Origin of the sequence: Bifidobacterium xylocopae, from assembly GCF_003315615.1 — a bacterium.
GTDB lineage: Bacteria > Actinomycetota > Actinomycetes > Actinomycetales > Bifidobacteriaceae > Bombiscardovia > Bombiscardovia xylocopae.
This window is the reverse complement of sequence record NZ_PDCH01000001.1, coordinates 126,906-144,881: the sequence shown is the minus strand read 5'-3', so window position 1 is coordinate 144,881 and position 17,976 is coordinate 126,906. Positions and strand designations below refer to the sequence as shown.

The 17,976-nt window shown below is 65.3% G+C and carries 13 protein-coding genes and 2 pseudogenes; 12 read left to right on the top strand and 3 right to left on the bottom strand.

The features are described 5' to 3' along the window. Positions 1 to 63: 63 nt before the first annotated feature. From CRD59_RS00600 to CRD59_RS08320, 3 genes and pseudogenes are all read left to right on the top strand, one after another. Positions 64 to 2,682, top strand: coding sequence for a sensor histidine kinase (locus CRD59_RS00600; RefSeq protein WP_161522239.1), 2,619 nt, complete (start codon positions 64 to 66; stop codon positions 2,680 to 2,682). 45 nt (positions 2,683 to 2,727) lie between these two features. Further along, positions 2,728 to 3,111: pseudogene (locus CRD59_RS08325) on the top strand (response regulator); the annotation flags it as partial. A 216-nt stretch (positions 3,112 to 3,327) separates the two neighbouring features. After that, positions 3,328 to 3,537, top strand: a pseudogene (locus tag CRD59_RS08320) (response regulator transcription factor); the annotation flags it as partial. Between the two features lie 143 nt (positions 3,538 to 3,680). Here CRD59_RS08320 and CRD59_RS00590 read toward each other — a convergent pair. Both CRD59_RS00590 and CRD59_RS00585 read right to left on the bottom strand, forming a co-directional pair. Then, on the bottom strand, positions 3,681 to 6,308 hold the full coding sequence (locus CRD59_RS00590; RefSeq protein WP_113852661.1) for an ABC transporter permease: 2,628 nt from the start codon (positions 6,306 to 6,308) through the stop codon (positions 3,681 to 3,683). Positions 6,309 to 6,329: 21 nt separating this feature from the next. Next, on the bottom strand, positions 6,330 to 7,238 hold the full coding sequence (locus CRD59_RS00585; protein ID WP_113852660.1) for an ABC transporter ATP-binding protein: 909 nt from the start codon (positions 7,236 to 7,238) through the stop codon (positions 6,330 to 6,332). A 245-nt stretch (positions 7,239 to 7,483) separates the two neighbouring features. On the opposite strand from CRD59_RS00585, the gene CRD59_RS00580 reads away from it, so the two are divergent. The 7 genes from CRD59_RS00580 (at position 7,484) to CRD59_RS00550 (ending at position 14,558) form a co-directional block, all read left to right on the top strand. After that, positions 7,484 to 8,455 (top strand): ABC transporter ATP-binding protein, encoded by a 972-nt coding sequence (locus CRD59_RS00580; protein ID WP_161522238.1) that lies wholly within the window; start codon positions 7,484 to 7,486, stop codon positions 8,453 to 8,455. Position 8,456: 1 nt separating this feature from the next. Then, a complete protein-coding gene (locus CRD59_RS00575; RefSeq protein ID WP_113852658.1) occupies positions 8,457 to 9,224 on the top strand; it encodes an ABC transporter permease in 768 nt (255 codons plus the stop codon). A 2-nt stretch (positions 9,225 to 9,226) separates the two neighbouring features. Further along, entirely contained in the window at positions 9,227 to 9,889 is a 663-nt protein-coding gene (locus CRD59_RS00570; protein WP_113852657.1) for a TetR/AcrR family transcriptional regulator, read from the top strand. Positions 9,890 to 10,051: 162 nt separating this feature from the next. Next, positions 10,052 to 10,933, top strand: coding sequence for a pyridoxamine kinase (locus tag CRD59_RS00565; RefSeq protein WP_113852656.1), 882 nt, complete (start codon positions 10,052 to 10,054; stop codon positions 10,931 to 10,933). A gap of 162 nt (positions 10,934 to 11,095) precedes the next feature. After that, the gene (locus tag CRD59_RS00560) at positions 11,096 to 11,563 is read left to right on the top strand and encodes a YraN family protein (protein WP_113852655.1); all 468 of its coding nucleotides are present in this window, start codon (positions 11,096 to 11,098) and stop codon (positions 11,561 to 11,563) included. Continuing rightward, positions 11,563 to 13,092: a YifB family Mg chelatase-like AAA ATPase gene (locus CRD59_RS00555; RefSeq protein ID WP_113852654.1), complete on the top strand. Its 1,530-nt coding sequence runs from the start codon at positions 11,563 to 11,565 to the stop codon at positions 13,090 to 13,092. The genes CRD59_RS00560 and CRD59_RS00555 overlap by 1 nt, the downstream gene beginning before the upstream one ends. Further along, positions 13,089 to 14,558, top strand: a complete 1,470-nt coding sequence (locus CRD59_RS00550) for a DNA-processing protein DprA (protein ID WP_113852653.1) — start codon at positions 13,089 to 13,091, stop codon at positions 14,556 to 14,558. Before CRD59_RS00555 ends, CRD59_RS00550 begins: the two co-directional genes overlap by 4 nt. Before the next feature lie 6 nt (positions 14,559 to 14,564). Here the strand turns inward: CRD59_RS00550 and CRD59_RS00545 are convergent, their stop codons facing one another. Next, on the bottom strand, positions 14,565 to 14,927 hold the full coding sequence (locus CRD59_RS00545; RefSeq protein WP_113852799.1) for an MGMT family protein: 363 nt from the start codon (positions 14,925 to 14,927) through the stop codon (positions 14,565 to 14,567). Positions 14,928 to 15,029: 102 nt separating this feature from the next. Between CRD59_RS00545 and CRD59_RS00540 the strand changes: the two genes are divergently transcribed. Both CRD59_RS00540 and CRD59_RS00535 read left to right on the top strand, forming a co-directional pair. Continuing rightward, a complete protein-coding gene (locus CRD59_RS00540) occupies positions 15,030 to 16,895 on the top strand; it encodes an FAD-dependent oxidoreductase (RefSeq protein ID WP_113852652.1) in 1,866 nt (621 codons plus the stop codon). Positions 16,896 to 16,957: 62 nt separating this feature from the next. Next, positions 16,958 to 17,956 (top strand): succinate dehydrogenase/fumarate reductase iron-sulfur subunit, encoded by a 999-nt coding sequence (locus tag CRD59_RS00535; protein WP_113852651.1) that lies wholly within the window; start codon positions 16,958 to 16,960, stop codon positions 17,954 to 17,956. Positions 17,957 to 17,976 lie beyond the last annotated feature (20 nt).

Here is a 17,976-nt window from a genome sequence, read left to right as displayed (position 1 = left end):
GACCCGAGAATCATACCTGGGGCCGAGGCCTGTGATGAAGCGGTCAGGCTATTCTCTGATGATATGAGCGCAGCAAGTCGGGCATGGGGGCGAATGACCGCCTATTGGAGGGGCCATGTCCTCCTACGTGACGGCCTGCCGGCCTGCCTACTGACCTGGGTGCTCTGTGACTACGGACAGGCGCCGATACTGAATGATGGATTCATCTTCCCCTCCCGTCACGTGACCGCCCTGACATTCAGCCTGATCCTGGGCCTGCCATTGATTTTCCGCCGCAGCCGGCCAGAACCCGCCGCCCAGTCCTTCGTCGCCATCTGCCTGGCACAGCTGCTGATCGGACCCACCCTCCTCATCTGCGATGCCCTAGGGCTCATCATGCTGTATTCGGTGATCACCTACGGACCAAGAAAGCAGGGCCGCAGATATGCACTCACCGGCTTCTCACTGGTGGCCCTGGCGGCCTTGCTGAACGCCCTGGCTTACAATTTCGGCCCGTTGCTGGAATTCCTCCGCATCCCCGGATTCAGCGAGACGGCAAATCATGGGATCAGGCCGGCGTGCGCACCGTCGTCGGGCAGGGGCCCGTCGGATTGCCTGCCGAACACAATCCTGCGCTTTGCCATATATCTGTCGGGATATGCCCTGCTCCTGCTTCTGGTCATCATCCTGGCCCATTGGAACCGGGCCCGGCGGCAGTCCCTGGACGCCATGCGTAAGCGCAACGAGGCCATCGAATACCGGCAACGCGAGCAGGACCGGCTGGCTGCCTCCGCCGAACGGGCGCGGATTGCGAGGGACATGCACGACCTCGTGGCGCACACCCTCTCGATTGTGATCGTGCAGTCCGACGCGGGCCGCTATGCCGGGGCCAAGGACCCTGCACTGGCTCTGAAAGTGATGGAGACGATACGCCGGGAGGCCGGACGGGCATTGAGGGACTTGGACGGGCTATTCGGCAGCTTTGCGGATGCAGGCCGGACCGACGACGGGCATACGGAGCGGACGCAACCCCCGTCCGATTCGAGGAAGGCACAGACCAACAATCCGAGTCCGGCGGACGCAATGAACGCTTCGACATCCCGCCGGCCCACGGATACGTACGCACCCGCCGGCCGCCTTCAGACCCCAGATAAGCCAGCCCGCACGTCAACCAGAGAGGAGGCGACCGGCAAGTATTCCTACACCGCCATTGACGGCCTGGTACGGCAGGCCCGCACGGCCTCCCCCGACCTGCGATTGGAGAGGACGTTCGAAGGCACCCCCGAACCTGATGAATTGAGTGCCGAGGCCAGTCTGGTGGCTTACCGTTGCGTCCAGGAGGCCCTGTCGAACATTCGCAAGCACGCGGGAACGAACGCGCATGCGGTCATCCACGAACACTGGTCGGCCAGGGACGTGCGGATCTCCATCAGCGACGACGGGCGGGGCGGTGCCTCCCGGTTGGAAGCGCCCGACCACCACGGCTACGGACTGCTGGGCATGCGTGAACGGGTGGAGGCCATAGGAGGCAGTGTACAGGCAGGTCCACTTGCAGGGGGCGGCTTCCTGGTGGAGGCCCTCATACCTTTTGGCTCCCAGCCGAACCCAACGATGACACCCTCCGAAACCGTCGCAGGCACCGAACAGCCGCCTGGCACCAGCACCGGCCCGCTCAAGGTCCGACCCCAGGACACGAAAGCCGCACTGGTTTCGGCCTCACCATACCAGGCCAACCCCATCGAGCGTCTGTCCGCCTGGGCCGGCAGGCATTACCTGCTGGTCGACGCCTTCCTGCTGGTGCCGTTCCTGCTGCTGATGACCGTGTCGGACACCTCGTTCTTCGCATTGGACACCAACCTGTGGGAGCAGGGGAACATGGTGCCGACCGCTGCGGTCGCGGCCGAGTCGGCCTGCCTGGCGCTGCCGCTCGTCCTGCGCCGACGCACACCCAACCTGAGCGCCGCCGTCATAGCGACCGTCGGCGCCGTGGAACTCATAGCCGTCCCCTGGCTGGGCTCGGTCAACCTGCTGGTCCTGGTCTCCATCTACTCTGCGACGGCATACGGCCGGGGCAGGACACGCATCTGGGTACCGGCCACAGTAGTCACCGAACTGGCGTTGATGTACCTGCGGCTGAGAGTCGAAGTCCTGTACGGCTCCACCACCCTCTTGGCCTGGGCCATGGGTGAGCGTCCGGGTCCAGCTGTCTCGAAAAACGGTTCCCCCGCTGCCATCGCCGGCGGTATCCTGGCGGTATCGGCCATCTGCTGCACCTGCGCCCTGGTCCTCGGACTGTGGCGGCGGGTGTCGGGGTCCAGCATCCTGCTCCTGCAGGAACGCGAGGAGGCCTTGCGCCAGGGTGAGGCTCAACGTCGAAGGCTGGCCGCGAACGCGGAGCGGGCGAGAATCGGCGCAGACATCCAGGCCGAAGTCAGCGCCACGCTCAGCCGTGTGATCGCCGGCGCCGACGCAGGCATCGCCCTCATCGTCCGCAAGCGGCGAGACGACTCGACGATACCGGCCGATGATGTAGATCAGGCATTCGAAACGATCGGCCAGGAAGGCAGAGCGGCCTTGGCCCGCATGCGTCAGCTGCTCGACATCCTTCGTCAGAGCGGCTCCTCGGACGCCGATCACAAAACCGACCAGGCTTCATCCGGTCTTCGACTTCATCCTGTAGGGCGGTCCGGGGACGGCAGCTGACCATCATCGCGGACTAGGACGCTCCTGTAGACGCGACCCGCTAGCATGAAGTCAATAATCGGTGCCGAACGGGAGGTCGGGTTGGGCGCAAGCGGACAGGGAGCCGGAAGGCCGATCAGGGTCGTCATCGCCGATGACCAGGATTTGGTGCGCGCCGGATTCGCCATGGTCATCGGTTCGCAAGACGATATGGATGTGGTGGGGCAGGCCTCGCAGGGGGAGGAAGCCATCGATCTGGCCCAACGTTTGCGACCGGACGTGATACTCATGGATGTACGCATGCCCGGCATGGATGGGCTGGAGGCCACACGCCGCATCTGCGGCCCTGTTCCCGGTCAGTGCGGCGATGGACCCGAAGCCCACGGCCTGACGCACGTCATCATCCTGACCACGTTCGACCTGGACGAGTATGTGATGGCAGCCATCAAGGCTGGCGCTTCAGGTTTTCTCCTCAAGGACACCGAACCCGAAACACTGCTGGCTTCGATTCGCACGGTGTACCAGGGCAACGCCATCATCGCGCCCTCGGCCACCAAACGTCTGATCGAGCACATGGCGCAGGCCTCCCCCGGCCCCCAGGCGAATATGAGCAACGAAGCGGCGCCGGCCACCACCCAGGACAGCACTTCCGCAGGGCCGGCCGACTACCGGGACCCGGAATTGGATGATCTGACCGAACGAGAACTGGAAGTGCTCGTGGAGATCGCCCACGGCCTGTCCAACCAGGAGATCGCCGACAGGCTTTTCATCTCCTTGCCCACGGTCAAGACACATGTGGCGCACATCCTGGCCAAGATCCACGCCCGTGACAGGGTGCAGGCCGTGGTCTTCGCCTACGACAACAAACTGGTCTGATACGACCTTGCGGAGGTCCGGAGCAAACGATATCCGATCGCTTTCCCCACTGTCACCCACGGTTTGGGGCCGTATCCGACCGACTGCCGGATACGGCCCCAAACCGGCGGTCCGCCACCGCCGGACCGCCGGGCTCCACCCCGCTACGCCTCGGCCAGGGCCTCGACCGGAGGCGTCTTGGCGGCGCGGCGAGCCGGCAGCAGGCTGGCCATAAGCGCAGCCAGGGCAGCGACCACCACAATCAGGGCATACATGCCCCAATCGACGGGCAGCGCCACCTTGCCCAGGGACTCGAACACAATGTAGGAACCGATCCAGCCGAAGAGCGTGCCCAGGACCAAGCCGGCCAGGGTTGCACCCAGGGCGATGAGCAGGGCTTCCACCCCCAGGGAACGTTTGAGCTGGCGGCGGGTCATGCCGATGGCACGCAAGGTGGCCGACTCCTTGCTGCGCTCGATCACCGACAGGGAGAGGGTGTTGGCCACGCCGATCAGCGCGATCACCACCGCTACGGCGAGCAAGGCCAGCATGATCCCCAGGAATATGTCGATCACCTGCTCATACATGGCTTTCATGGCGATGCCGCCGGCCACACTCGCCTCAGCCGCCGAACTCATGGCCTGGCGAATGTCCTCGGTAAAGACCCCGGCCGGCTGGGTGCCGTCGGACTTGGCCCAGATCTCATAGTGGTCCGGCTGGCCCAAGGAATCGGCCCGGTCTACGAGGGCGACACCATACAGCCCGGTATTGTCGCTGAGACCATTGTAGGAACCCGCCACCGTCCTGAACGAGAAACCAGCCCGTGGCCCCCCGTTCTTACCGGCTCCTTGCGTCAGGCGGACGCCCTGCCCGGCTTTGACCTGGGACTTGCCGCTCAGCTGCCCCTCGGGCATGACCAGCTTGGACCCACCGGCCATGGATGACTCCTGGTCCACGTTCATCAGCCGCCCGGATTGGCCTGGGGTGAGCGCGAACACCGCCACATCCGCGCCCTTCTTGCCCGCTTCCACTTCGGCACGGTAGACGGGAACCATGTCGGCCGCCTTGACGCCCTTGACCTGGCGCACTTTGTCCAGGCCTGCGCTGTCGGCTTTGGGCAGGTCGATCTCCACATCCACGCTGTAGTGCGAATCGAGGGCGGTGCCTAGGGTCTGCTTGGCCGAAACAGCGCCGGTGCCCAGGCAGGAGACCAGGGTCACGCCTATCAGGAGGGCTGTGCCGGTGGCGGCCACACGGGCGGGATTGCGGGAGATGTTGCCTACGGCCACCTTGGAGGACGGTCCGACTTGGGCCACCAACGCACCGATTCCCCTGAGCACCCAAGGAATCCAGCGATTGGCGCACAAGAGCAGACCAAGGAAGAGCAAGGCCACGGCACCGACTGCGATGGCCAGAGCCGTGTCTGCATGCGTGCTGATTATGGTGCCCCTGACTCCGCGTGAATCCTGCACCGCCTGGTAGACGACCCAAGCGGCCACGGCCGCGCCCACCACGATCATCAGACAGGCGACGAACAGACGGAGCTTGCCCGAGCGCTTGCCTCCGCCTACCTGAACCGGCCGCAGGGCCTCCAGGGGTGTGACCCGGGTGGCGGCGGCGGCCGATGACAGCGAAGCCAGGATGGTCATACCCGTGCCGAAGACAACCGGAACCAGCAGGACCGGGGGCGTGATGATCGGCTTCAGGATGACCGCCCCGACCCGCAGTCCCATGGCATGGGCGAGCGCCATGAGGCCAAGGGCGGCCAGGGTGCCCAGAAGTGAGGAGATAAGACCAAGAACGCCGGATTGCATGAGCACCGAGGCACGCACCTGTCCTTTCTTGGCGCCTATGGTGCGCAGGAGGGCAAGGGTCCGGCGCTGCCGGGCCACCATCACCTGGAAGGTGTTGGCGATGACCAGGGCGGCCACGAACATGGCCAGCACGCCGAAGGAGAGCAGGAAAGTGGTCATGATGCTGGTCTGACCACTGAGCTGCTTGATCTGCTGGTCCTCGAAAGCCGCACGTGTCCGCAGCTGAAAGCCCTTGGGCAGAAGGCCGCGTATCCGGCGCAGGGTGGGCTCACCGGCTTGTGAACGGTCGATGGACAGGTAGACGTACGGCGCTGGATAAGTGCCGATGCCCATGGAGGCTGGTTCACCGTGCAGGCGGGCCATGGCGCCCTCGGCCATCACACTTGCGCCCCCGTAGTTTATGTAGGGGCCCTCCTTGTCTTCGTTCAGGCCCACCAGCTTCATGCGGATGCTGGAGCTCCCCCCAGGTCCATCCTGTCCGCCCGATATGGCTTTCAGGTTTACATCGTCCCCCAGCCTGACCCCAAGCCGGTCGGCCGCGTTTCGAGGCAGGGCCACCTCGGAGTCCGAAGCCGGCCAGCGGCCGTCCACCAGAGGCATTGGCATCAGCGTGTCAGGTTCGGCCACGGCCGTGCCGGCTGTGTTCGTATGCTTGGCACCGTCCACTGAGGACAGTTCCACCAGCATGAGCACGTCCGCCCTGGCTCCCCGTACACCTGCACATGCCCGTATTGCGTCCAGGTGGTAGTCCTTGACCACATGCAAATCCGAGTCAGCATCGCTGACGCCCTGCTTGGGCGCAATGGCATAGTTGGCTTCGCCGAAGGAGGATGATACCTGCTTGCGGAGGGATCCGTCCATGGTATTGCCGAACAGGAAGGTGGCGGCTATGAAAAGGGAGCCGACCAGGATGGCGATGCCGGCCGGAACCAACATGCGCCCGTCGCGCTTCATCATCTTCCAGGATATTGACCACATGATGCTTGGCTTCCTCTCCGCTCAGCGGGCTTGATGGGCCGCGTGCGCCGGCCCGGTCGTCGTGTCGGGGGGCGGGGTCGAGGTGGGGGCCGATTCCGCCTGCCGTGTGAGCAGGTCACTCATGCGCTCGGCGGTGGGAGCGACCTCGTCGGCCACTATCCGCCCGTCCGCAAAGACGATGGCCCGGTCCGCGTAGGAGGCGGCAACCGGATCGTGGGTGACCATGATCACGGTCTGCCCCAGCTCTTGCACAGAGCGTTTGAGGAAGCTCAGAACCTCGGCCGACGAGACCGAATCCAGGTTGCCGGTGGGCTCGTCGGCGAACACGATGGCTGGCTTGCCGATCAGCGCCCGGGCGATCGCCACCCGCTGCTGCTGGCCGCCGGACAGCTCGCTGGGCCGGTGGTTGAGCCTGCCCTGCAGGCCCAGGGTGTGCACCAGCAGGTCCAGCCAGCTCCTATCCGGCTTGGCGCCCTCCAGTGTCAGAGGCATCAGTATGTTCTGCTCGGCTGTGAACATGGGCAGGAGGTTGAAGGATTGGAAGATGAAACCAATCGAGTGCCGGCGCAGGAGTGTCAGTTCGTTGTCGCCGAGCTTGGTGACATCGACGAAGGCATGCGGGTCGGTCCGGCAGGCGTGGGCGGCCTGCCGGCGCTGCCCCCTGCCGGCACCCGGCTGAACCCCATAGAGCAGCACCCGACCCGCCGTAGCGGAATCAAGGCCGGCCAGGGTGTGCATGAGGGTTGATTTGCCCGAACCGGAGGGTCCCATGATGGCGGTGAAGCGACCGCGTTGGAAAGCCACATCCACCCCCCGCAGGGCATGCACCAGGTTCTCCCCCCTGCCATAGTCCTTGACCAGACCGACGGCCTGCACCGCGGTGCCCTCCACCGGCCTTGGCGTTCTCAGGCTGCTCTGCTGATAAGTCATCTCGCGTCCCCTTCTGCTGCTGAAGCGCGGGTGTCTCCCGCATATCCACCTGTGAATCTACTTGAGCGCGCAAGCCGACGGCATCATGCCCAGGAGTGAATTCAGCAAGGTCCGTCAGCCCGCAGGGACGGCGGCGCATCATCCTTCGGGATGAGGCCTGTGTTCGTTCTCAACCCGGTTTGCGCACAAGGTGTTTACAGTGTTACTTTTGTTAACGTTGTAAACTCCACATGGAAAGGTCCAATATGAACACAGTCGCAACAGAGGAAAGACCGGCCTTGGCCTGCCGCTCCGTGACCAAGGCATTCGGGGGCAGGGCGGTGCTCAAGGGGGTGGACCTGAACCTGCCGCAGGGCCGGATCCTGGGCCTGCTCGGCAAGAACGGCACAGGCAAGTCGACGCTCATATCGGCCTTGGCCGGTCTGGAGGAGCCGGATTCCGGCACCATCAGCGTCGGCGGCCATGACCCCTACCGCACACCTTCGCGGGTATTCGGTCGGATAGTCGGCCTTGCACCCCAGGATCTGGGCATCTACCCGAATCTGACCGTACGAGACAACCTGCGCGGGTTCGGAGGCATCCAGGGACTCAGCATGCGCCAGGCACGCTCCAGGGCCGATGAGCTGATCGAACTGATGGGACTGCGCCCACAGGCCGCGACCCGGGCCAGGGATCTCTCCGGGGGCCAGAAGCGCCGCCTGCATACCGCCATCGCCCTGGTCCACCGACCCCGGGTGCTCTTCCTGGACGAACCCACGGTAGGCGCTGACGTGGAGGCCCGCACCGGGATCCTGGCCATGGTCAGGACCATGGCGGAGCAAGGTGCCAGCATCATCTACACCACCCATTACCTGCAGGAGATCGAGCACCTGGACGCAGCTCTGGCCTTTCTGGTCGACGGACGGATATCAGTCCAGGGACCGCTCGATGAGGTGGTGCGTCTGTATGCGAAAGCCTCCCTACGTGTGGGTTTCGTGGGCCGGCCCCCCAGTCATGTGGAGGGTTGGCGGATGGTGGACGGCCACCTGGAGCCCGACCACCCTGTCTCGAACCCGGAACGGGAGATCGCGGAACTGTTCCGCAGGCCGTCCATGCAGGACGCTTCGGTAAACGACATCACCGTCATCCAACCGGACATCGAATCCGCCTACAGGACCATCATGGGCATGGACACCGACGACATGCGCCAGTCGGGAACAGGAAACGGGGAGGACTGACATGACCCTGCCCAGATACGCGGCGGCCTTCCGCCTGAACTTCATGGTCCAACTGCGCAACCTATGGATGCAAGCGGTCATCATGGCCATCCCGCTGATCATCATCCCCTTCATGCTTCCGGCCTGCAAGGACACGCTGCGAGCGCAGGGGCACGTGACGGCCAACGGCTCAGAGCAGGCCCTCCCAGGCTTCGCCATCCTCTTTTCCATGTTCTCCCTGCAGATGGTGCTCCAGCTCTTCTACAACGAACACCAATGGCATACCTGGGAGCGCATGCGTGTCTCGACGGCCTCCCTGCTGGACACGGTCATGGCCAAACTGACCGTGGCCTTCCTGATACAACTGGTCCAGGTGGGGGCCGTCATGCTCGTGGGCTCCGCCATCTTCCACTACCATCCGAACGGCTCAGTCCCGGCCCTCACCGTCGTCTTCCTGCTCACCTGCGCCGTGCTCACCCTCTTCGGGCTGCTCAACTACATCTGGTCCTCCACCGAGGAAATGGCCATGTCCTTGAACAACATCCTGGGTATGCTCCTGGCCGGTATCGGCGGAGCGCTGTCACCGGTGTCCGGTTTCCCCGGCTGGGCGCAGCACCTGGCTGCCGTCAGCCCCGTCTACTGGGCCATGGACGCCATCGGCGCAATCAACTTCGACTCGGCCGACCTGGCTGCCGTCCGCTCGGATATCAGTGCCCTACTGGCCTTCCTTCTGGCCCTTGCCGTCCTGGCGGCTGTACTATTCAAGAGAGGAATCCAGCGAAAGGAGTAGGCATGCCCGTCCGGCCCAAGGCACCCACAAGGACGGCGCTCAGCCGCGACTACATCCTGCGCTCGGCCCTCTACCTGATTGATGAGCAGGGCCTGTCCGCCCTAAGCCTGCGTGCCCTGGGCCGGCAGATGGGTGTCTCCCAGACCGCCATCTACCGCCACATCCACAGCAAAGCCGACTTGCTTGACGGGGTGGTCGAGCTGATATGGCAGTCGGCGACCGCCCTTGACGACCTGCCCGCCGGCATCGGGTGGAAAGAGGGCCTGGAAACAGCCATGCTTCAGGTCTATCGGACCCTGCTGGACCATCCCAACGCCATCGCGCTGATGGCCACGCACCCCATCGACACCGAGCAATCCCACACCATGGTGGAGGGGTGGCTCGACCTGCTTGGCGCGCACGGCCTGGAGGTCGACAAGAGCACCATGCACCTGTTCAACAGCCTTGCCGGGCTGACCATCGGATGCGCCATCGCCGAAGCCGAACCGCCCGCGGGCGGGGCCGGGGGGGAAACGAGACCGGCCGCGCGTGCGCAGCTGGACCACACGGGGCTGTCCGCCTTCGTATCCGCCCTGGACGGCACGGACTCCATCATGGAGACCAGCTACCGCCAGGGCCTGCACGCCTTGATCACCGGTTGGCCCGACCGACGGCAGAAGGACTGAAAGCGGGGACCGACGACCCACTGCCGCCCGGCTTCGCTTCACCGACCCGACCTGGCCCATGCCCGCACACCGCGCTACAGTCGGGCTCAGGGCCACGAACCCATACAGCCGTCACCATCCACCACAACCATCCGCCAAGCGAAGAAGGAGAGGGCCAAGCCCATGAGCGCTCCCTTGTACCAGCGTCAACCCGATTACATCCCGCGTGTTGCGGCCGTGCACGATATGTGCGGCTACGGCAAGTGCTCCCTGACCGCAGCCATCCCGATCCTGTCTGCAGCCGGCTGCGACGTGTGCCCGGTGCCCACCGCCCTGTTTTCGGCCCACACCAAGTTCGAACACTACACATTCCACGACACCACCGACATGCTGCCCGGATACCTGGATGCCTGGCGGCAGGAGGGTGTCCAGCTGGACGGCATCTATTCCGGTTTCCTGGGCTCGGCCGAGCAGGTGGGGATCATCGAACGCATGTACCGCGAGTACCCGCAGGCCCTGCGCCTGGTGGACCCGGTCATGGGCGACGGGGGCAGAATGTACCCCACCTACACCGATGAGCTCTGCCGCGCCACCGCTCGCCTGGCCGACGGTGCGGATGTACTGATGCCCAACCTGACCGAAGCCTCCTTGCTGACCGGACTGCCCTATGAAGGCCAGGACCTGGACGATGCCCAGGTGGCAGAGCTGCTGGAGGCGCTGCTGGGCATGGGCGCGCGGCACGTGATCCTCAAAGGGATCGACCGCGGCGACGGGGACTTGCGCAACTTTGCGGCCGGAGAAGGCCTGGGCGGGACGGACGGACGCGTCGAACTCAAGCACAGCAAGCTCCCTTACATGATCCATGGCACCGGGGATGCCTTCGCCTCTGCCTTGTGCGGGGCCGTGTTCGCCGGACGTAGCCTGGACCAGGCGGCGCGAATCGCAGGGGAGTTCGTCCGATCCGCCATGGCACATACCCAGACCCAACCCGACTACGAACGTCGAGGGGTCAGTTTCGAGCTCGACCTGAACCTCATGACCGCACTGGTTGACAGGCAGGAATAAGCCGGGTGCGGACCACGGCCCGGGCGACGCGGACAGGCCCGGGACACGGAGCCAGGCGGCCCTGACGCAGGCCCGGTTCATATCCGACCACGGCAAGGTCACATTCGACCACAATCCCGTTCCCCCTTCGGTTTCCCTGCCCACCCGTGGTGAACTGTGTGCATGGATACAACACCACCGCCGCACAAGCCCATCGATCCCGCCCACGACCTGCCCCGAACCGAGGCGGCCCTGTGTGCGCCCCGAATAAGCCCCAAACGCCTGGGCGCCCTGGGCGAGGAATACGTGACCCGCTGGCTGCAATGCATGGGCTGGCGGATCTTGGACCGCAACTGGTCCTGCCGCTTCGGAGAACTGGACATCGTGGCCCTCGACCAGGAGAAGCGGCTGGTCTTCGTGGAGGTCAAGACCCGACGCAGCCGCACCTACGGCAGACCCGAAGAAGCAGTGGCGGCCGGCAAACGATTGCGATTGAGGCGTGCGGCCATTCTCTGGTTGAAGGCGAACGGGGAAGGCTCTACGCCCAGGCACGGGAGCGTGCGCTTCGACGTGGCCGCACTCTTCATCGGACCAGGCCCCTCCGGTGGCGGGGTCCAGGCCAGGGTGCGTCTGATCAGGGGGGCCTTCTGATGCGCATAGGCACCGGAACGTCCGTTGGACTGGTGGGACTCGAGGCATTCACCATCCAGGCCCAGGCCTTCATCTCCCCAGGCCTGCCCTATTTCTCAATCATCGGTCTGCCCGACGCCTCCTTGTCCGAATCGCGCGAGAGGGTCAAATCAGCCTGTTCGGCAACCGGCTTCAAATGGCCCGAAACCCGGGTGACCGTCAACCTCTCCCCCGCCTCCATGCCCAAGCACGGATCGACCCACGACTTGGCCATCGCGGTCGCGGTCATGGACGCGGCCGGCTCCATACCCGACCAGGGCTTCGAAGGTGCCCTGACCCTGGGTGAACTCAACCTTGACGGCACGGTCCTTCCTGTCAACGGTCTGCTACCCATCCTCCTGCACGCCCGCAAACACGGCATCAAACGAGCCTATCTGCCTTACGGAAACCTGGACGAAGCACGCATGGTGCCGGGCGTGGAAGTGGTCGGGGTACGTCACTTGGGCGAGCTGATCGAGCATGTGGGCGGCAAGGCCAGGTACCGGCTATCCGATGAAGCCGCCACGGGGGCAACCATCACAGGCACGGACACCGCAACGAACGATCTGCCGGACATGGCCCAGGTCGTCGGTCAGGAACAGACCAAGTGGGCATTGACCGTCGCGGCGGCCGGCGGACACCACATGCTGATGACCGGACCACCCGGTTCCGGCAAAACCATGCTGGCCTCCCGACTGCCCTCCATCATGCCTCCTTTGAACAACAAAGAGCAGTTGGAGGTGGCTTCCATACGCTCCCTGTGTGGAGATCTGCAACGTCATGGCATAACGGATGTGCCGCCTTTTGAGGCTCCCCACCATACGGCCTCCACCGCAGCCCTGGTCGGGGGCGGGTCTGGTGTGGCCATGCCCGGAGCCATCACCCGCTCCCACTGCGGCGTCCTTTTCATGGATGAGGCACCCGAGTTCTCACCACGCGCCCTCCAGACCCTGCGCGAACCACTGGAGACCGGGCGCATCCTCCTCTCCCGCTCGAAGGGAACCGCTTCCTACCCGGCCCGATTCCAGCTGATCATGGCTGCCAATCCCTGCCCCTGCGGCTTCGGTTATGGCACTGGTGAACGCTGCACCTGCTCTCCTCGTGAACGCACCCGCTACTGGAACCGCCTGTCCGGCCCCATCCTGGACCGGATCGACATCCAGGTGTCCGTCCCCCCGGTCTCCTCCCTTCTGCCCACTTCGGAGGAGCCCCGCGACTCCAGCGCCCAGATCCGCTCACGTGTGACAGGGGCACGGGCGGTGGCCAGGGCCCGTTTCAGCAAGGAGGGCTGGTCCTGCAACGCCCAGGCCTCCGGCGAATGGCTCCGCAGGGAAACATCGGCGAAGGCCATAGGCCTGGTCAGTGCTGCACTGGAGGCCAAGCGTCTGAGCCTGCGGGGGGCGGACCGAGCCATGCGATTGGCCTGGACCCTGGCCGACCTGGATGGACGGACCAGCCCCAGGGCCGAGGACGTGAATGCCGGGATCATGATGCGAACGAGGCTGCAATGAACCGCCCGACGACAGGGACGACCGGCAACCATACCCTGTCGCCTGAATCCCTGGCCCGCGCCTTGCTCACCTACTGCGTGGACGGCCCCGACGCCCTGCTCCATGCAACCCTGCTCGGAGCAGGCGGCGCACAGGAACTTCTGGAGGCGCTACGCGAAACGTCGGTCTCCCAATTTATCGAAGGCCGGTCATCCAGGGGCATGGCCCACCTCGACGGCATGTTCCTGTCCGGCTTGGCCCGGTGGGGCCGTCATGCCGACCAGCGCAGCATGACCAGGTTCCACCGGGCCGCTAGCAAATGGCGGCAAAGACTGGCTTCCTTGAACAGCGCCGGCTCAGAAGACCTGATCGCCTGGCTGACCGGAAACGGACACTTTTGGGTAATCGGTCCGGACGACCCCAGCTGGCCCGACCAGCTGGGCGACCTGGCCACACGTTCCGATTGGGCCCCACCGCTGTGCCTGTGGGGGCGTGGAGACCCCGCCGCCCTCGTCTCCTGCCCGACCCCACTGGCCGTGGTCGGCTCACGCTCCTGCAACGATTATGGGCGATTCGTCGCCCGGCAGGTTGGGTTGAAAGCGGCTGAAGGCGGCCACCTGGTCGTCTCCGGTGGCGCCTTCGGGGCCGATGCCAACGCCCATTGGGGCGCTTTGTCGGCCGCCCGGGACGGCGCACCGCCACCTGGACGTACCGTGGCCGTATTCGCCGGCGGACTGGACCATATGGGACCACGGCACAACGCCGGTCTCTTCGCGGCCATCGAGCGCCAGGGGGGTGCCCTGATCAGCGAGCTGCCTCCCGGCACCATCCCCGAGGCCCGCCGATTCCTGCTGCGCAACCGTATCATCGCTGCCTTGGCACGCACGGTGGTCGTGGCCCAGGCCCGTCACCGATCCGGTGCGCTCAACACCGCCACATGGGCCGCCGAACTGGGACGGGAGGTCTACGCCGCCCCCGGCGGCATCGACAACCCCGAGAACACAGGCTGCAATCACCTGATCCACGACGGCAAGGCCATGATCCTGATCTCCGCCAACAACCTGGAGGGAATCTGTCATGCCAGCCATGAACCGATCGGCGAAAGCCCAACCCCGACGGCCGGCCCGGGGACAACCCAAGTGCAGGCAGGATTGACTGAGTGCGTAACAGAACCGACCGTCGCGTCAGCGGCCAGGCCGACCGACGGAAATCATGGCTGCGACGACGACGGACGATCCAAGAAGAGTCGCAAGGATCTGCCGGAAGAGCAACGCACGCTGCTCAAGGCCGTCCGGGCCTGCCGGGCCAGACACCTGGAAGCCACCTGTGAGAACGTATCCGCCCTGTTGGAGCAGGAGGGCCATCCGGCATATACCTTGCAGGAGGTGCTGCAGACGGCGGGGGCCATGGAGCTGACCGGCTTGCTCGCCAGCGAGGGAGGCGTTCTCACGCCTACACGAGACGGGCAGGAAAAAGAAAGGCGATGAGACCGGTCAGACCCGCCATCCGCAGCGGTCCAGATCGACCAGCCAGCCTGGCGCACCGCTGTTCGCGCGGTCCGTCGCCGGCCTGAAGACCACGCCCTCGCTCTCCAGAAGTGCCCTCTGCCGTTCGGGTCCGCCGAAAGCGAAGCCCGGGGCAAGGGAACCATCCCTGAAGACCACCCGGTGGCAGGGCACCACGCCTGGGGCCGGATTGGAGTGGAGGGCATAGCCAACATAACGCGCGGACCTGGGGCGACCTGCCAGGGCCGCGACCTGGCCGTAGGTGGCCACGGCACCATACGGGATACGCTTGACCACCTCATAGACCTGTTCGAAGAAAGAAGGGGATGATGCCACCGTCGAATCCGCCATGCACCCATATTCGCAACGGGCCATGACAGTGCCATACGGCCGACCCCAATGATCCAGCGCCACCCACCACCCCCAGGTCCGGGCTTGTGAGAGAATCGAGACATGGGTCCAGCACATATCAAAACAGGGTATGACGTCGTCATCGTGGGGGCCGGGGCCGCTGGCCTGTCCACCGCTCTCGGACTCCTGGACGCGGCTGGCAGTGGCGCCAAGCCCAGCGTCCTGGTGATCTCCAAACTCCAGCCGCTGCGTTCCCACACCGGATCTGCCGAAGGCGGGATCGCGGCCAGTCTGGGAAACGAGGAGCAGGATGACTGGCGCTGGCATTACTACGACACCGTCAAGGGCGGCGACTGGCTCGTGGACCAGGATGCGGCCAAACTCCTGGCCCGGCAGGCGCGCTCGACGGTCATCGGCCTGGAACATGCCGGAGTGGCCTTTTCCCGCCGCGAAGATGGCAGAATAAGCCAACGGCGCTTCGGCGGGCACACCGCCGACTTCGGGGGCCGGCCGGTCAAGCGGGCGGCCTATGCGGCCGACCGGATCGGCCACCGGATCCTGAGCTCCCTTTGGCAGCAGTGCCTCAAGCGGGGTGTGACCTTCGCCGACGAATGGTATGTGACCGATCTGGTCCTGTCAGCTACGGGTACCAGCGTAGAAGGCCTGGTGGCCCTTGACGAAAACACCGGGACCGTGCATACCATCCGCGCCCGAGCCCTGGCCCTATGCACCGGCGGTGCCGGCCGTCTCTTCCACACCACCTCCAATTCCTGGGACCTGACCGGGGACGGTATGGCACTGGCCTTGGATGCCGGGCTCGCCCTGGAGGATGCCGAACTCATCCAATTCCACCCCACCGGTTTGGGTCACACCGGCATCCTTCTCTCCGAGGCCGCCAGGGGGGAAGGCGGGGTCCTGCGCAATGCGGACGGCGATCCCTTCATGCATCGCTACGCCCCCAGGCATGGCGACCTGGCCGCCCGCGACGTGATCAGCAGGTCCATTGCTGCCGAAGTCGATCAGGGGCGGGGTGTGACGGACCCGGGCGACCCCGACGGACCCAGGGACTGCGTGTGGTTGGATCTGCGCGGCATCAGCGCCCAGGTTATGCACGCCAGGCTTCCACAGGTGGATGAGACCATCCGCCGCTACGCCGGCCTGAACCCCGGCCATGACCTGGTCCCCGTCAAGCCCACCGCCCACTACATGATGGGCGGCATCCCCATCGACACCGACGGCCACGTGCTCTCCTGGCAAGGTGGGCAGGCGCAGGTGGTGGATGGACTGTACGCAGCCGGCGAGTGCTCATGCGTTGGGGTTCACGGTGCCAACCGCCTGGGGGGCAACTCCCTTCTGGATGCCTGCCTGTTCGGGCGCAGGGCCGGTTCAGATGCCTACCGTTTCGTGACCATGCCTGCTGCAGGCGGGGGGTCGCATAACCATGAACTGCTGGATCAACGAGCCGGACGGCGCCGGCAGGACGTGACGGACCTGCTGGCCCGGGCCGGCAAGAAGGTGGAAGATCCGGGTGAGGACGGGGACCGGAGAGACAGCACCGTTCCCGCTCCCGAAGACGGCAATCCATACCGGCTGGCCGAACAGCTCGGACGGCTGATGGACCGTACCCTCGCCGTGCGCTGCGAAGCCGAGGGCATCAGCAGCGCCTTGAACCGGCTCGACCACGAGTTGGACCCCGCCGCAGACCGCCTCCACCCGCACGACCCCTCCCCCGTTTGGAACCAGGAATTGACCGCCGTCTTCGAAACACGCTCCCTGCTGCGTCTGGCCCGTGCGGCCCTCCAGGCAAGTCTGGAACGCAAAGAATCCCGAGGCTCATTCAAGCGCCTGGATTACCCCCACCGCGACGATGACAACTACCTGCGGCACTCCCTCGTGAATCGAACCGGACATATCGGATGGAGTCCCGTACACATCGAGGACTTCCCACCCGGTTCACGGAGATACTGAGCCCGGGCAGGCGAACGGGCCAGGGAGAGGGTCGCTGCGAGACAGGAGGAGGATAGGCAAGAATGAACGGGAAACAGCAGGCAGATAACCAATCGATCCGGCGTGTGACCATCCGCATCCACCGCGCCAAACCCATGCCGGACCACGCGGGCGCCCCGTCCGGCCGGCACCGGAGCAACCCCTTCGCCACCGACCATGGCCCTGCCGGACCCGGTCGGCGACAGCGCCTGAAGCGCTGGACCCAGGACTACCTGCTCGATGCCCGACCAGAGGACACCCTGCTCGACCTCCTGCTCACCATCAAGCGTGAACAGGACCCGGGCCTGGCCTTCCGCTACTCCTGCGGGCATGGAATGTGCGGCTCGGACGGCGCCGCCGTCAATGGCAAGCCGGCCCTCCTGTGCGAAGCCACCGTGGCGGACTGCCAGGCGTATACGCAAGCAGCCCCCTTCCGTCCCACCGGGACCGGGTCCGAACGGCGGCCCTCCCCGGGCCACCTGGATCAGCCCGGACCATTCCACGACCCAGCCCAGCTATCCCAGGACCATCTACTGGTGGAACTGGGCCCCCTCCCCGGTTTCCCGGTCCTGCGCGACCTCATCGTAGACACGACCCTCATGTTCGACGCAATCGACCAAATCCACCCCTGGCTGCAGCCGGGCCCAGCCGATGGCGCCCTGGATGCCGAGGGTGCCGCCACGAATCCGAAAGGAGGTCCTGGCAGCCTGGAGGTCCGGCAGACCAAGGACCAGCTGGCCGCCTATGAACAGCTCAGCGACTGCATCGACTGTGGGCTGTGCGAAGCCGCCTGCCCTATCTGGTCGGGCGGCGAGGCCTTCATCGGTCCGGCAGCCCTGGTCGCAGCCGCCCGTTTCATCCATGATTCACGCGACGACCGCGCCATACAGCGCCTGGAAGATCTGGGTGGCGAGGACGGCCTGTCGGCCTGCCAATCCATCCGCGCCTGCAGCAGGCCCTGTCCCCGGGGCATTGATGTCGGCGAGACCATCTGGGATTTGATTGAACGCTCGCACCATCCGCAGCAGCCCTCCCACTTGTGAGGGGGCCTCGTTAGAGTGAT

Excerpts from the sequence above, each read along its gene's own strand:
- CRD59_RS00600 (WP_161522239.1), top strand. The coding sequence starts at position 64 with ATGAGCGCAGCAAGTCGGGCATGGGGGCGAATGACCGCCTATTGGAGG.
- CRD59_RS00590 (WP_113852661.1), bottom strand. The coding sequence starts at position 6,308 with ATGTGGTCAATATCCTGGAAGATGATGAAGCGCGACGGGCGCATGTTG.
- CRD59_RS00585 (WP_113852660.1), bottom strand. The coding sequence starts at position 7,238 with ATGACTTATCAGCAGAGCAGCCTGAGAACGCCAAGGCCGGTGGAGGGC.
- CRD59_RS00580 (WP_161522238.1), top strand. The coding sequence starts at position 7,484 with ATGAACACAGTCGCAACAGAGGAAAGACCGGCCTTGGCCTGCCGCTCC.
- CRD59_RS00575 (WP_113852658.1), top strand. The coding sequence starts at position 8,457 with ATGACCCTGCCCAGATACGCGGCGGCCTTCCGCCTGAACTTCATGGTC.
- CRD59_RS00570 (WP_113852657.1), top strand. The coding sequence starts at position 9,227 with ATGCCCGTCCGGCCCAAGGCACCCACAAGGACGGCGCTCAGCCGCGAC.
- CRD59_RS00565 (WP_113852656.1), top strand. The coding sequence starts at position 10,052 with ATGAGCGCTCCCTTGTACCAGCGTCAACCCGATTACATCCCGCGTGTT.
- CRD59_RS00560 (WP_113852655.1), top strand. The coding sequence starts at position 11,096 with ATGGATACAACACCACCGCCGCACAAGCCCATCGATCCCGCCCACGAC.
- CRD59_RS00555 (WP_113852654.1), top strand. The coding sequence starts at position 11,563 with ATGCGCATAGGCACCGGAACGTCCGTTGGACTGGTGGGACTCGAGGCA.
- CRD59_RS00550 (WP_113852653.1), top strand. The coding sequence starts at position 13,089 with ATGAACCGCCCGACGACAGGGACGACCGGCAACCATACCCTGTCGCCT.
- CRD59_RS00545 (WP_113852799.1), bottom strand. The coding sequence starts at position 14,927 with ATGGCGGATTCGACGGTGGCATCATCCCCTTCTTTCTTCGAACAGGTC.
- CRD59_RS00540 (WP_113852652.1), top strand. The coding sequence starts at position 15,030 with ATGGGTCCAGCACATATCAAAACAGGGTATGACGTCGTCATCGTGGGG.
- CRD59_RS00535 (WP_113852651.1), top strand. The coding sequence starts at position 16,958 with ATGAACGGGAAACAGCAGGCAGATAACCAATCGATCCGGCGTGTGACC.